12 protein-coding genes and 1 pseudogene are annotated in these 13,038 nt (G+C 73.3%); 12 read left to right on the top strand and 1 reads right to left on the bottom strand.

Annotated elements, in window-relative coordinates:
- The first annotated feature begins 9 nt into the window (after window positions 1-9).
- The 3 genes and pseudogenes from AC2A1K_RS07465 to nusB all read left to right on the top strand — a co-directional run.
- On the top strand, window positions 10-1,137 hold the full coding sequence (locus AC2A1K_RS07465) for a M24 family metallopeptidase (RefSeq protein WP_483895674.1): 1,128 nt from the start codon (window positions 10-12) through the stop codon (window positions 1,135-1,137).
- A gap of 14 nt (window positions 1,138-1,151) precedes the next feature.
- Window positions 1,152-1,715, top strand: a complete 564-nt coding sequence (efp, locus tag AC2A1K_RS07460; RefSeq protein ID WP_483895673.1) for an elongation factor P — start codon at window positions 1,152-1,154, stop codon at window positions 1,713-1,715.
- A gap of 34 nt (window positions 1,716-1,749) precedes the next feature.
- A pseudogene (nusB, locus tag AC2A1K_RS07455) lies at window positions 1,750-2,196 on the top strand (transcription antitermination factor NusB); the annotation flags it as partial.
- A gap of 171 nt (window positions 2,197-2,367) precedes the next feature.
- Here the strand turns inward: nusB and bldD are convergent.
- A complete protein-coding gene (gene bldD / locus AC2A1K_RS07450; RefSeq protein WP_337698787.1) occupies window positions 2,368-2,862 on the bottom strand; it encodes a transcriptional regulator BldD in 495 nt (164 codons plus the stop codon).
- 314 nt (window positions 2,863-3,176) lie between these two features.
- Between bldD and pyrR the strand changes: the two genes are divergently transcribed.
- The 9 genes from pyrR to rpoZ all read left to right on the top strand — a co-directional run bounded on the left by pyrR (window position 3,177) and on the right by rpoZ (window position 13,032).
- Complete coding sequence (pyrR, locus tag AC2A1K_RS07445; protein ID WP_483895672.1) at window positions 3,177-3,761, top strand: bifunctional pyr operon transcriptional regulator/uracil phosphoribosyltransferase PyrR; 585 nt, start codon at window positions 3,177-3,179, stop codon at window positions 3,759-3,761.
- 38 nt (window positions 3,762-3,799) lie between these two features.
- Window positions 3,800-4,759, top strand: coding sequence for an aspartate carbamoyltransferase catalytic subunit (locus tag AC2A1K_RS07440; RefSeq protein WP_483895865.1), 960 nt, complete (start codon window positions 3,800-3,802; stop codon window positions 4,757-4,759).
- Window positions 4,756-6,048: a dihydroorotase gene (locus AC2A1K_RS07435; RefSeq protein ID WP_483895671.1), complete on the top strand. Its 1,293-nt coding sequence runs from the start codon at window positions 4,756-4,758 to the stop codon at window positions 6,046-6,048. The genes AC2A1K_RS07440 and AC2A1K_RS07435 overlap by 4 nt, the downstream gene beginning before the upstream one ends.
- Window positions 6,049-6,087: 39 nt before the next feature.
- Complete coding sequence (gene carA / locus AC2A1K_RS07430; RefSeq protein ID WP_483895670.1) at window positions 6,088-7,215, top strand: glutamine-hydrolyzing carbamoyl-phosphate synthase small subunit; 1,128 nt, start codon at window positions 6,088-6,090, stop codon at window positions 7,213-7,215.
- Window positions 7,216-7,218: 3 nt separating this feature from the next.
- Window positions 7,219-10,587, top strand: coding sequence for a carbamoyl-phosphate synthase large subunit (gene carB / locus AC2A1K_RS07425; protein ID WP_483895669.1), 3,369 nt, complete (start codon window positions 7,219-7,221; stop codon window positions 10,585-10,587).
- Entirely contained in the window at window positions 10,584-11,513 is a 930-nt protein-coding gene (gene pyrF / locus AC2A1K_RS07420; protein ID WP_483895668.1) for an orotidine-5'-phosphate decarboxylase, read from the top strand. The genes carB and pyrF overlap by 4 nt, the downstream gene beginning before the upstream one ends.
- Before the next feature lie 235 nt (window positions 11,514-11,748).
- Window positions 11,749-12,066 carry an integration host factor, actinobacterial type gene (gene mihF / locus AC2A1K_RS07415; protein WP_133830239.1) on the top strand — a complete coding sequence of 106 codons (318 nt, stop codon included), beginning with the start codon at window positions 11,749-11,751 and terminating at the stop codon, window positions 12,064-12,066.
- A gap of 4 nt (window positions 12,067-12,070) precedes the next feature.
- On the top strand, window positions 12,071-12,754 hold the full coding sequence (gene gmk, locus AC2A1K_RS07410) for a guanylate kinase (protein ID WP_483895667.1): 684 nt from the start codon (window positions 12,071-12,073) through the stop codon (window positions 12,752-12,754).
- The gene (rpoZ, locus tag AC2A1K_RS07405) at window positions 12,751-13,032 is read left to right on the top strand and encodes a DNA-directed RNA polymerase subunit omega (protein WP_208114446.1); all 282 of its coding nucleotides are present in this window, start codon (window positions 12,751-12,753) and stop codon (window positions 13,030-13,032) included. The genes gmk and rpoZ overlap by 4 nt, the downstream gene beginning before the upstream one ends.
- Window positions 13,033-13,038 lie beyond the last annotated feature (6 nt).

The raw sequence follows: 13,038 nt of genomic DNA, 5'->3' as shown, positions 1-13,038 counted from the left end.
CTGACGGGTGTGGAGCCCACCCGCCCGGAGCGCGCGCCCGGCGGGCACGCGCGGCGCCGCGACGCACTGCGTGGCCTGCTGCGCGAGGCCGGGCTCGACGCCCTGCTCGTCTCCGACCTGATCAACGTCCGGTACCTCACCGGCTTCACCGGTTCCAACGCCGCGCTGCTCGTCCACGCCGATGACGACGCCGACGCCGGGGAGGACCGCACGGTGCTCGCCACCGACGGGCGCTACACCACCCAGGCCGCGACGCAGACGCCCGACCTCGCGGTGCTCGTCGAGCGGGCCTGCGCCCCGGCGCTGCTCGCCGACCGCGCCGGGCGGATCGGCTTCGACAGCGCCCACGTCACCGTCGACGGCCACGCCGACCTGATGACGGCGCTGACCGACGGCGAGCTGCACCGGGCCCCCGGCCTCGTCGAGATGCTCCGCGCGGTGAAGGACGACGGCGAGATCGACGCGCTGCGCCAGGCGTGCGCCGCCGGGGACGTCGCGCTCATCGGCATGGTCAGCGCCGGGGGGCTCCGAGCAGGCCGCACCGAACGCGAGGTCGCCCGCGAGCTCGAGGAGCGCATGCGCGAGGCCGGCGCCGAGGCCCCCTCGTTCGACACGATCGTGGCGGCCGGCGCGCACGCCGCGATCCCGCACCACCACCCGACCGACGCGCCGCTGGCCGACGGCGACCTGCTGACCATGGACTTCGGGGCACTCGTCGACGGCTACCACTCCGACATGACGCGCACCCTGATCGTCGGTACCCCGACCGACTGGCAGCGCGACCTGCACGCCCTCGTCGCCGAGGCCGCCGCCGCCGGACGCGCCGCCCTGCGGCCGGGCACCGCGACGCGCGACGTCGACGCCGCCGCCCGCGACGTCATCGTCGCCGCCGGTCTCGGCGAGCAGTTCGTGCACGGTCTCGGCCACGGGGTCGGCCTCGTCATCCACGAGGCTCCGGCGGTGTCCGCGACGGCGACCGCTACCCTGGAGGCGGGGATGACGGTCACCGTCGAGCCGGGGGTCTACCTGGCCGGACGGGGCGGGGTCCGGATCGAGGACACGCTGGTCGTCACCGACGCCGGTGCCGTGCCCCTCACGCAGAGCCCCCGGGACCTCGAGTTCCGGAACGACCCGTAGGAGAGAGCGCTCCCGTGGCGACGACGAACGACCTGAAGAACGGCATGGTGCTGCGGATCGACGGCAACCTGTGGTCGGTCACCGAGTTCCAGCACGTCAAGCCGGGCAAGGGCGGCGCCTTCGTCCGCACGACGCTGAAGAACGTCATGACCGGCAAGGTGGTCGACAAGACCTTCAACGCGGGCACGAAGGTCGAGACCGCGAACGTCGACCGGCGCGACATGACCTACCTGTACCGCGACGGCGACGACTTCATCTTCATGGACGCCGCCGACTACGAGCAGGTCCCCGTGAACGCGGCGACCGTGGGCGACCAGGCGCGCTTCCTGCTGGAGAACCAGGAGGTCCAGGTCTCCTTCAACGACGGTGTGCCGCTGTACATCGAGCTCCCGGCCTCGGTCGAGCTCGAGATCACCCACACCGACCCGGGCGTGCAGGGCGACCGCTCCACCGGCGGCACCAAGCCGGCCACCGTGTCGACGGGCGCGGAGATCCAGGTGCCGCTGTTCCTGGAGACCGGCACCAAGGTCAAGGTCGACACCCGGGACGGACGCTACCTGGGTCGCGTGAGCGGCTGACGAGCCACGTAGCGAAGCGGAGCTGGCCAGACACGTGACCTCACCCGCCACACCCCGCAAGGGCTCCCGTTCCAAGGCCCGCAAGCGGGCCCTCGACATCCTCTTCGAGTCCGAGGCGCGGGGCGAGGACGCCCAGGAGGTGCTCGCCCGGCGCATCGCCGGCGCCGACGCCCCGCCGGTGTCCGACTTCGCCGCGACCCTGGTGGAGGGCGTCGTCTCCCATCGCGACGAGATCGACGACGTGATCTCGTCCTACGCGCGCGGTTGGACCATGGCGCGCATGCCCGCGGTCGACCGGATGATCCTGCGGATCGGCGTGTTCGAGATCCGCTGGTCGGACGACGTGCCGGATCCGGTCGCGATCGACGAGGCGATCGACCTCGCGCGCGAGCTGTCGACCGACGACTCGCCGCGGTTCGTCAACGGCGTGCTGGCCGGGGTGTCGTCCGGGCGTCCGGGCACGGTCGCAGCGCCGAGCCCGGACCGCGTCGAGCTGCCGGCCGGGGTCGAGCTGGCGAGCGACACGCCCGGCGCGACCGGTGCACCGTCGGACGACGAGCCGACCGGCGGGTGAGGCTCCCCGTGAACGGGGAGTTCGCGCGCCTAGAAGCAGCGAACAGCACGTTCGCCGCCTCCACGGCGAAACCCGGGTCTATTCGTCCAGCGCCCGCGCGACGCGCGCCTCGGGCGGCAGGACGCCCCAGTCGACGAGCTGGTCGGACAGCTCGCCCGGGCTCATGTCGTAGATGATCGCGAGCGAGCGCAGGTCCTCGTTGCGGATCGAGAGGACCTTGCCGTTGTAGTCGCCGCGCTGGCTCTGGATGGCGGCGGCGTAACGGGCCAGCGGGCCCGCCTTCTCGGCGGGCAGCTGCTGCAGCCGCTCGAGGTTGATCACGATCTTGGCGGCCGGCTCCGAACCGGAGGGCACGCGGCCCTCGGGGAGGAGCTCGGCGACGGGGACGCCGTAGAAGTCGGCGAGCTCGGCGAGCTTCTGCACGGTCACGGCGCGGTCGCCGCGCTCGTACGACCCGACGACGACGGCCTTCCACCGCCCGCCCGACTTCTGCTCGACCCCGTGCAGTGACAGACCCTGCTGCTGGCGGATGCCCCGGAGCTTCGACCCCAGCGCCTTCGCATAGTCACCCATCTGGCGGACACCCGTCCTCTCGCGTCGCCCGGCTCGCCCCGCCCGTGCACTCAGCGAAGTCGATACGGAGAGTGATGATGCGCCCAGTGCCGTCACATGGTCAAGCCGGGATCCGCACGGATCGTCGCCGCTGTGGCTCGTCGCACTCCGTCCGGACACGGACCACGCCCTGTAGTGCCCCACCCGGAGCAGCGCGACGACGGCCGTCACACGGGCGCCCCCGGACCGGCGTGTCGTCGCTGATAGTGTCGGACCGAGTCCTGACCGACATCCTTTAAGAGCCGTCCGGCGAGGCGGAGAAGGAGGGTCCCCCCGTGCCGTCGAGGCGCCGGGGCGAACCCGGGTCGGGTGGCGCGAGTGCCGAGGGTGAGCGCGAGCTCCTCTCCGCGGCCGACCTCGCGCGCACCGTGGCCCGCGTCGCCCACGAGATCATCGAACGCACCACCCCGGACGGCACGTCCGCCCGGGTGGTTCTCCTCGGGCTCCCGACACGGGGGACCTACCTCGCGCGGCGGCTCGCCCGGCGCATCTCCGAGATCACCGGGGCCACCGTGCCCACCGGGACACTCGACCCCACGCTCTACCGCGACGACCTCCGCCTGCGCCCCACACGCGCGCTCGCGGAGACCGAGCTGCCGCCCGGCGGCATCGACGACGCGATCGTGGTGCTCGTCGACGACGTCCTGTTCTCCGGACGCACGGTGCGCGCCGCGCTCGACGCCCTGCGCGACCACGGCCGACCGCGGGCCGTGCAGCTGGCGGTCCTCATCGACCGCGGGCACCGCGAGCTGCCCATCCGCGCGGACTACGTCGGCAAGAACGTGCCGACCAACCGCTCGGAGGACGTCGCCGTGCGCATGACCGAGGTGGACGGCGCGGACGGGGTGAGCCTGCGATGACCGGTGCTGGTACCGGCGAGACGACCACCGGCATCGGTCTGCGCCACCTCCTGTCCACCGAGGGCCTGCGCCGCGAGCAGGCCGAGGCGCTGCTCGACACCGCCGCCGGTATGGAGCAGGCGCTCACGGGCCGGGCGGTACGCAAGCTGCCCACGCTGCGCGGGCGCACGGTCGTGACCCTCTTCTACGAGAACTCGACCCGCACGCGAGTGTCGTTCGAGGTCGCGGGCAAGTGGATGAGTGCCGACACGATCAACGTGAGCGCGTCGGCCAGCTCGGTGAGCAAGGGCGAGTCCCTCCGCGACACGGCGGCCACCCTGGGCGCCGCCGGCGCCGACTGCCTGATCGTGCGCCACCCTGCCTCCGGCGCACCGCACCGCATCGCCGCCTGGCTCGACCACGTCGGGCACTCCCACCTGGGCCGGGACGGACACGTCGCGGTGGTCAACGCCGGCGACGGCACCCACGAGCACCCCACGCAGGCCCTGCTCGACGCGGCGACCCTGCAGGCGCGGCTCGGACGGGTCGAGGACGCGCACGTGGCGGTCGTCGGCGACATCCTGCACAGCCGCGTCGCCCGGTCCAACGCGCACCTGCTGGCCACGCTCGGGGCCCGCGTGACGCTCGTGGCGCCACCGACGCTGCTGCCGGTCGGGGTCGGCGACTGGCCGGTGACGATCTCCCACGACCTCGACGCGACGCTGGCCGAGCGCCCCGACGCCGTGATGATGCTGCGTGTGCAGGCCGAGCGCATGCACGGCGGCTTCTTCCCCTCCGCCCGCGAGTACGCGGTGCGCTTCGGGCTCTCCCAGCGCCGCGCCGACCGCCTGCCCGACCACGCGGTCGTCCTGCACCCGGGACCCGCGGTGCGCGGGATGGAGATCGCCAGCTCGGTCGCCGACTCGAGCCGTGCCGCCATCGCCGAGCAGGTCACCGCCGGGGTCCACGTGCGGATGGCCGTGCTCTACCACCTGCTCGCCGGAGAGGACGTCGCGTGAGCACCACGAGGATCCGGAACGTCCGGCCGTACGGCGAGGACCCGACCGACCTCTTCGTCCGCGACGGGATGCTCGTGGCGCCCACGGACCCCGACGAGACGATCGACGCCGACGGCCTCGTCGCGCTGCCGGGCCTCGTCGACCTCCACACCCACCTGCGCGAGCCCGGCGGCGAGGAGGCCGAGACCGTCGAGAGCGGCTCGGCCGCGGCCGCGCTGGGCGGCTACACCGCGGTGTTCGCGATGCCGAACACCAACCCGGTGGCCGACTCCCCGGTCGTCGTCGAGCACGTCTGGCGCCTCGGGCGAGAGGTCGGACTGGTCGACGTCCACCCGGTCGGGGCGGTCACGGTCGGGCTCGAGGGCGCCAAGCTGGCCGAGATGGGCATGATGGCCGCCTCGCCCGCCGGGGTGCGGATGTTCTCCGACGACGGCCGGTGCGTGAACGACCCGCTGATCATGCGCCGGGCACTGGAGTACGCCCGCGCTCTCGACGCCGTCGTCGCGCAGCACGCCGAGGACCACCGCCTCACCGTCGGCGCCCAGGCCCACGAGGGACCGGTCGCGGCGCGGCTCGGGCTCGCGGGCTGGGACCCGACCGCCGAGGAGTCGATCATCGCGCGCGACGTGATGCTCGCCGCGGCGGCGGGCGCGCGTCTGCACGTGTGCCACCTGTCGACGGCGCGCTCCACGGAGATCCTCCGCTGGGCCCGGGAGACGCTCTTCCGAGCGGGTGGCAGGGTCACCGCCGAGGTCACCCCGCACCACCTGCTGCTCACCGACACCGCGGCCGAGGACTACGACCCGGTGCACAAGGTCAACCCGCCGCTGCGCCCGGCGGCGGACACCGAGGCGCTGCGCCGCGCGCTCGCCGACGGGACGCTCGACTGCGTCGCCACCGACCACGCGCCGCACGCCGTGGAGGCGAAGGACTGCGAGTGGTCCGCCGCGCGGCCCGGCATGCTGGGCCTGCAGACGGCGCTGCCGGTGGTGGCGACGACGATGGTCGCCACGGGCCTGCTCGACTGGCGCGGCGTCGCGCGGGTGTGCAGCGAGGCCCCCGCGCGGATCGCCGGTCTCGCCGACCAGGGGCGGCCGCTGGTCGCGGGCGAACCGGCGACGCTGACGCTCGTCGACCCGCAGGCGACGTGGACCGTGCGGGGCGCGGCGCTGGCCAGCCGTGCGGACAACACCCCGTACGAGGGGATGGAGATGCCGGTCTCGGTGGTGCACACCATGCTTCGGGGCCGGTGGACGGTGCGGGACGGGAAGGTTGAGGGCCATGGTTGAGGGCCACGCAGGACACGAAGCGAAGCGGGAGCTGGACCGTTGACCGCTGATGAGGCGGTGCTCGTCCTCGAGGACGGCAGCCTCCACCGCGGCGAGGCCTTCGGCGCCCGCGGACGCACGCTGGGGGAGGCGGTCTTCGCCACCGGGATGACCGGCTACCAGGAGACGCTGACCGACCCCAGCTACCACCGCCAGATCGTCGTGGCGACGGCGCCGCACATCGGCAACACCGGGTGGAACGACGAGGACGACGAGTCCGCGCGCATCCAGGTCGCCGGCTACGTCGTGCGCGACCCCGCGCGGCGGCCGTCGAACTGGCGCTCGCAGCGCGACCTGACCGACGAGCTCGCCCGGCAGGGCGTGGTCGGTCTCGCCGGTGTCGACACCCGCGCGATCACGCGGCGCCTGCGCGAGGCCGGCTCGATGCGCGCGGGCATCTTCTCCGGCGACGCGGTCAGCGACGCGACGTCGATGCGCGCCGCGGTGCTCGACAGCCCGGAGATGGCGGGTGCCGACCTCGCCGGCGCGGTGACCACGACGGAGCCGTACACGGTGCCCGCGATCGGTGCGACGCGCTTCCGGGTGGCCGCGCTCGACCTCGGGATCAAGGCCAACACCCCTCGGATGCTCGCCGAGCGCGGCATCGAGACCCGAGTGCTGCCTGCCACCGCGCACATCGAGGAGCTGCTCGAGGGCGGGCCGGACGGGGTGTTCCTCTCCAACGGCCCGGGCGACCCGGCGACGGCGTCGCACCAGGTGGCGTTGACGGGCGAGGTGCTGCGCCGCGAGGTGCCGCTGTTCGGCATCTGCTTCGGCAACCAGATCCTCTCCCGCGCCCTCGGGCTGGAGACCTACAAGATGCGCTACGGCCACCGCGGGATCAACATCCCGGTCGTCGACCACACCACCGGCACGGTGGCGATCACCAGCCAGAACCACGGCTTCGCCGTCGCGGGCGAGCCGGGCGCGCGCGTCAGCTCGCCGGTCGGCACGGTCCACCTGAGCCACTCGTGCCCCAACGACGGCACCGTCGAGGGCGTGACCTGCGAGGACGTGCCCGCCTTCAGCGTGCAGTACCACCCGGAGGCGGCGGCCGGTCCGCACGACGCCGCGGGCCTCTTCGACCGTTTCGCGGACCTGATGGAGAACGCCCGGGATGGGAAGTAACTGATGCCGCGCCGCGAGGACATCCGCCACGTCCTGGTCATCGGCTCCGGCCCGATCGTCATCGGGCAGGCCTGCGAGTTCGACTACTCCGGCACCCAGGCCTGCCGCGTGCTGCGAGAGGAGGGCCTGCGCGTCTCGCTGGTGAACTCCAACCCTGCGACGATCATGACCGACCCCGAGTACGCCGACGCCACCTACGTCGAGCCGATCACCGTCGAGCACGTCACCAAGGTCATCGAGGCCGAGCGGGAGGGCGGGAACCCGGTCACGGCGCTGCTCGCCACCCTCGGCGGCCAGACGGCGCTGAACACCGCGATCGCGCTGCACGACGCCGGGGTGCTCGCGCGCTACGGCGTCGAGCTGATCGGCGCCGACATCGACGCGATCCAGCGTGGCGAGGACCGGCTGAAGTTCAAGGAGATCGTCCGCTCGATCGGCGGCGACGTCCCGCGCAGCGAGGTCTGCCACTCGATGGACGAGGTGCGTGCGACGGTCGCCGAGGTCGGCCTGCCCGTCGTCATCCGGCCCAGCTTCACCATGGGTGGGCTCGGCTCGGGCCTGGCCTACACCCACGACGAGCTCGAGCGCCTCGCCGGCACCGGGCTGTCGGCGAGCCCGGTGCACGAGGTGCTCATCGAGGAGTCGGTGCTCGGGTGGAAGGAGTTCGAGCTCGAGCTCATGCGCGACGGCGCCGACAACGTCGTCGTCGTGTGCTCGATCGAGAACGTCGACCCGATGGGCGTGCACACCGGCGACTCGGTGACGGTCGCGCCGGCGATGACGCTGACCGACCGGGAGTACCAGGTCATGCGCGACACCGGCATCGCCGTGCTGCGCGAGGTCGGCGTCGAGACCGGTGGCTGCAACATCCAGTTCGCCATCCACCCGACCACCGGGCGCCTGGTCGTCATCGAGATGAACCCGCGCGTGAGCCGGTCGAGCGCCCTCGCGTCGAAGGCCACCGGCTTCCCCATCGCGAAGATCGCCGCGCGCCTGGCCATCGGCTACAGCCTCGACGAGATCACCAACGACATCACCGGCGAGACCCCGGCCAGTTTCGAGCCGACGCTGGACTACGTCGTGGTCAAGGTGCCGCGGTTCGCGTTCGAGAAGTTCCCCGGTGCCGACCCCACGCTGACCACGACGATGAAGTCGGTCGGTGAGGCCATGGCGCTGGGCCGCAGCTTCCCGGAGGCGCTGAACAAGGCGCTGCGCTCGGCGGAGACGACGGCGCTCGGATTCTGGACGCGACCCGATCCCGACCAGACGGTCCAGGAGGCGCTGCACCAGGCCTCGCTGCCGCGCGACGGGCGGCTCTATGCCGTCGAGCGTGCGCTGCGCCTCGGGGCGGGCGTCGAGCAGGTCAGCGAGGCCTCGGGGATCGACGCGTGGTTCGTCGAGCAGATCGAGGGCCTGGTGGCGCTGCGCGCCGAGCTCGCCGACGCGCCGGTGCTCGACCAGGTGCTCCTGCGCCGGGCCAAGCGCGCCGGGCTCTCCGACGCCCAGGTCGCGGCCGTGCGCCCCGAGCTCGCCGGCGAGGCGGGCGTGCGGGCGCTGCGCCACCGTCTCGACGTCCGCCCGGTCTACAAGACGGTGGACACGTGCGCGGCCGAGTTCGCCGCGCGCACGCCGTACCACTACTCGGCCTACGAGTCCGACCCCGCGGCCGAGACCGAGGTCGAGCCGCAGACCGAGCGGCCCAAGGTCATCATCCTGGGCTCCGGTCCGAACCGGATCGGGCAGGGCATCGAGTTCGACTACTCCTGCGTGCACGCGGCCACGGCGCTGCGGGCGGCGGGCTTCGAGACCGTGATGCTCAACTGCAACCCGGAGACGGTCTCCACCGACTACGACACCTCCGACCGCCTGTACTTCGAGCCGCTGACCGAGGAGGACGTGCTCGAGGTCGTGCACGCCGAGCAGGTCTCGGGGCGAGGCCGGAACAAGGACGGGGCAGGACCGGGGCTGGTCGGGGTCGTCGTGCAGCTCGGCGGGCAGACGCCGCTGAAGCTCGCGGCCGGGCTCGAGGCGGCCGGCGTGCCGGTGGTCGGGACGCCGCCCGCGGCGATCGACCTCGCCGAGTCCCGCGGCGCGTTCGGCCACGTGCTCGCCGACGCCGAGCTCCCGGCTCCGCCCTACGGCACCGCGACCAGCTTCGACGGCGCCCGCGAGATCGCGGCGTCCATCGGCTACCCGGTGCTCGTGCGCCCGTCGTACGTGCTCGGCGGGCGTGGCATGGAGATCGTCTACGACGATGCGACGCTGGCGGACTACATCGCCCGCGCCACCGAGGTCACCCCCGACCACCCCGTGCTCGTCGACCGCTTCCTCGACGACGCCATCGAGATCGACGTCGACGCGCTGTGCGACGACGAGGGCGACGTCTACCTCGGCGGCGTCATGGAGCACATCGAGGAGGCCGGGGTGCACTCCGGCGACTCGTCGTGTGCGCTGCCGCCGATCACGCTCGGGGTCGCGGAGCTCGAGACCGTGCGCTCCTCGACGGTCGCGCTGGCCCGGCGCCTGGGCGTGCGGGGGCTGATGAACATCCAGTACGCGCTCAAGGACGACGTGCTGTTCGTGCTCGAGGCCAACCCGCGGGCGTCGCGAACCGTCCCGTTCGTCTCCAAGGCGACCGGCGTCGCGCTGGCCGGCGCGGCGTCCCGGGTGATGCTCGGCGCGACGATCGCGGAGCTGCGCGCCGAGGGCATCCTGCCGGCGACCGGGGACGGGACCGAGCTGCCCCGCGAGCACCCCGTCGCGGTCAAGGAGGCGGTGCTCCCGTTCCACCGGTTCCGCCGGCCCGACGGGCGCGGCGTCGACTCCCTGCTCGGCCCGGAGATGAAGTCCACGGGCGAGGTGATGGGCATCGACCACGCGTTCTCGACGGCCTTCGCCAAGGCGCAGGCGGCCGCGTCGGGACCCCTGCCGGTCAGCGGCAAGGTGTTCGTGTCGGTCGCCAACCGCGACAAGCGGTCGCTGATCTTCCCGGTGAAGCGCCTCGCCGACCTCGGCTTCGAGATCCTCGCGACGGCGGGTACGGCCAGCGTGCTGGAGCGCAACGGTATCCCGTGCGAGGTGGTCCGCAAGCACTTCGAGGGACCCGACAACATCGTCGACCGGATCGCCGCCGGCGAGGTCGCGCTGGTCGTGAACACCCCGGTCGGGCACTCCGGGCCCCGTATCGACGGCTACGAGATCCGCGCGGCCTGCCTCGACGTCGGCGTGCCGTGCGTGACCACCGTGCAGGGCGCGGCGGCCGCGGTGCAGGCCGTCGAGGCCGCGATCCGCGGGGAGGTCGCGGTGACGCCGCTGCAGGTGTTCCACGAGCGGCTGGCCAAGGCCCGCGCCCAGCTCGGGGCCGGCGAGTGACCCGCACGCCGTTCCGCGCGCGACTGGCCGGCGCCGTCGCCGAGCACGGCCCGCTGTGCGTGGGGATCGACCCGCACCCCGGTCTGCTGAAGGCCTGGGGGCTCGACGTCGACGTGGCGGGGCTCGAGTGGTTCACGCGGCAGGTCGTGGAGGCCGTGGCCGGGCACGTGGCCCTGCTCAAGCCGCAGGTGGCGCTGTTCGAGACGTTCGGCTCCGGCGGGCTCGCGGTGCTGGAGCGGGCGCTCGCCGACGCCCGCGAGGCGGGGGTGTTGACGATCGCCGACGCCAAGCGCGGCGACATCGGCTCGACGATGGCCGCCTACGCGCACGCCTGGCTCGCCGAGGATGCCCCGCTGCGGGCCGACGCGGTGACGCTCTCGCCGTACCTGGGGGTGGGCGCGCTGGCGCCGGCCCTCGACCTCGCCGTGGCCACCGGGCGCGGGGTGTTCGTGCTCGCCCGCACGTCGAACCCCGAGGCCGCCGGGGTGCAGTCGGCGCAGGCGTGGGTCGCGGGGCCGGGCGGGTCGGGCGGGTCGGGTGGCGGGCGCCGCATGCGGGAGGTCGCGCAGTCCGTCGTCGACGCGCTCGCGGACCACAACGCGGCCCACGGCGACGGTTCGGCCGGTGCCGTGGTGGGGCTGACCCGGGGCACCACCGGCCGCGACCACGGTCTGGACCTGTCCGCGCTCGGCGGGCCGATCCTCGTCCCGGGGCTCGGCGCGCAGGGCGGCACGCCCGCGGACGTGGCTGCGGTGTTCGGCACATCGCGTCCTGGCGGGGGTCCTGGCGGGGGTCCTGGCGGGGCGTTGGGCGCTGACGGGGGACCGGTCGTACCCGTCAGCGCGCGCGAGGTCCTGACGTCCGGCCCCTCCCACCGAGCGCTGAGAGCAGCGGTCGATGCGCTGAACGGGGCGTTGAGGGGGTAGCCGGTCGCGGGGACAGCCGATGATCGGCGATCACGCTCCGGTGGGCGCGACCTCCGTCCGGTCACGGCGTCGGCTGTTCCCCCTGTGTCGGGGCCCCGACCTGCGGACATCCCCGCCCCACGGACTGTCGGTGTCGGGCTCGCGCGGTACGTTCGCACCACTGGTCAAAGCCCATTCGCCACCACGGGCCGGTCTCCCCTGAGCCGGCTCGCCGTCACGACCCCCGGAGGAGAACGTGGCATTACCCGAGCTGACCGAGGAGCAGCGGGCCGCGGCGCTCGAGAAGGCCGCCGCCGCTCGCCGTGCCCGGGCCGAGCTCAAGGAGCGGCTCAAGCGGGGAGGCACCAGCCTCTCGGAGGTGCTCGAGCAGGCCGACTCGGACGAGGTGCTGGGCAAGATGAAGGTCTCGGCGCTGCTCGAGGCCATGCCGGGTGTGGGCAAGGTCCGCGCCCAGCAGATCATGGAGCGCCTCGAGATCGCTCCGAGCCGCCGCCTGCGCGGCCTCGGCGAGCGTCAGCGCAAGGCTCTGCTCGACGAGTTCTCCGGCGAGTGAGCCTGTGAGTCCTTCCCCCGCCCGAGGACCCGGCCGGCTGATCGTGCTGGCCGGGCCCTCGGGAGTCGGGAAGAGCACGGTGGTCGCCGAGCTGCGGCGCATCCGCGCACCCCTGTGGTTCAGCGTCTCGGCGACGACCCGGGCCGCCCGGCCCGGGGAGGTCGACGGGCGCGACTACCACTTCGTCTCGGCCGCCGAGTTCAACCGCATGATCGCCGAGGGTGAGCTGCTCGAGTGGGCGGAGATCCACGGCGGGATGCACCGGTCCGGCACGCCGCGGGCCCCGGTGGACGAGCACCTGGCCGCCGGTGAGGCGGTGCTGCTCGAGCTCGACCTCGCGGGCGCGCGTGCGGTGCGCGGCCAGAGGCCGGACGCCTTGTTCGTCTTCCTGGAGCCCCCGTCGTGGGAGGTCCTGGTCGACCGTCTGATCGGCCGGGGCACCGAGGCCACCGAGGTGGTCGACCGCCGGCTGGCCACGGCGCGCGAGGAACTCGCCGCGAGCAGCGAGTTCGACGTCACCGTGGTCAACCACGACATCGGGGAGACCGCACGCCGGTTGGTAGAGTTGAGCGTTGGCTCTCCCGACGAGAACGCGCGACACGACAGTCGGGAAGCAGTCCCACGGTCTTCATCCATGGCGTCGGACCGCTCCGCGTCCGGCGCGACCTCTGCAGGAGCGAGCGAGTGAGCATTCCCACCGGGCGGACCGGCAGCATCCTCGAGGGGCCCGAGGGCATCACCAACCCCCCGATCGACGAGCTGCTGGAGACGGTGAGCTCCAAGTACGCGCTGGTCATCTACGCGGCCAAGCGCGCCCGTCAGATCAACGACTACTACGCCCAGCTGGGCGAGGGGCTGCTCGAGTACGTCGGCCCGCTCGTCGAGCCGGGTCCGCGCGAGAAGCCGCTGTCGGTGGCCATGCGCGAGATCCACTCCGGCCTGCTCGAGCACACCGAGGGCGAGTGACCTCCC

The organism is Actinomycetospora sp. 2LY8.5 (genome assembly GCF_057180585.1).
The sequence above is the reverse complement of the archived record's forward strand: the minus strand, read 5'-3'. Positions and strand labels throughout refer to the sequence as shown.

Excerpts from the sequence above, each read along its gene's own strand:
- carB (WP_483895669.1), top strand. The coding sequence starts at position 7,219 with ATGCCGCGCCGCGAGGACATCCGCCACGTCCTGGTCATCGGCTCCGGC.
- bldD (WP_337698787.1), bottom strand. The coding sequence starts at position 2,862 with ATGGGTGACTATGCGAAGGCGCTGGGGTCGAAGCTCCGGGGCATCCGC.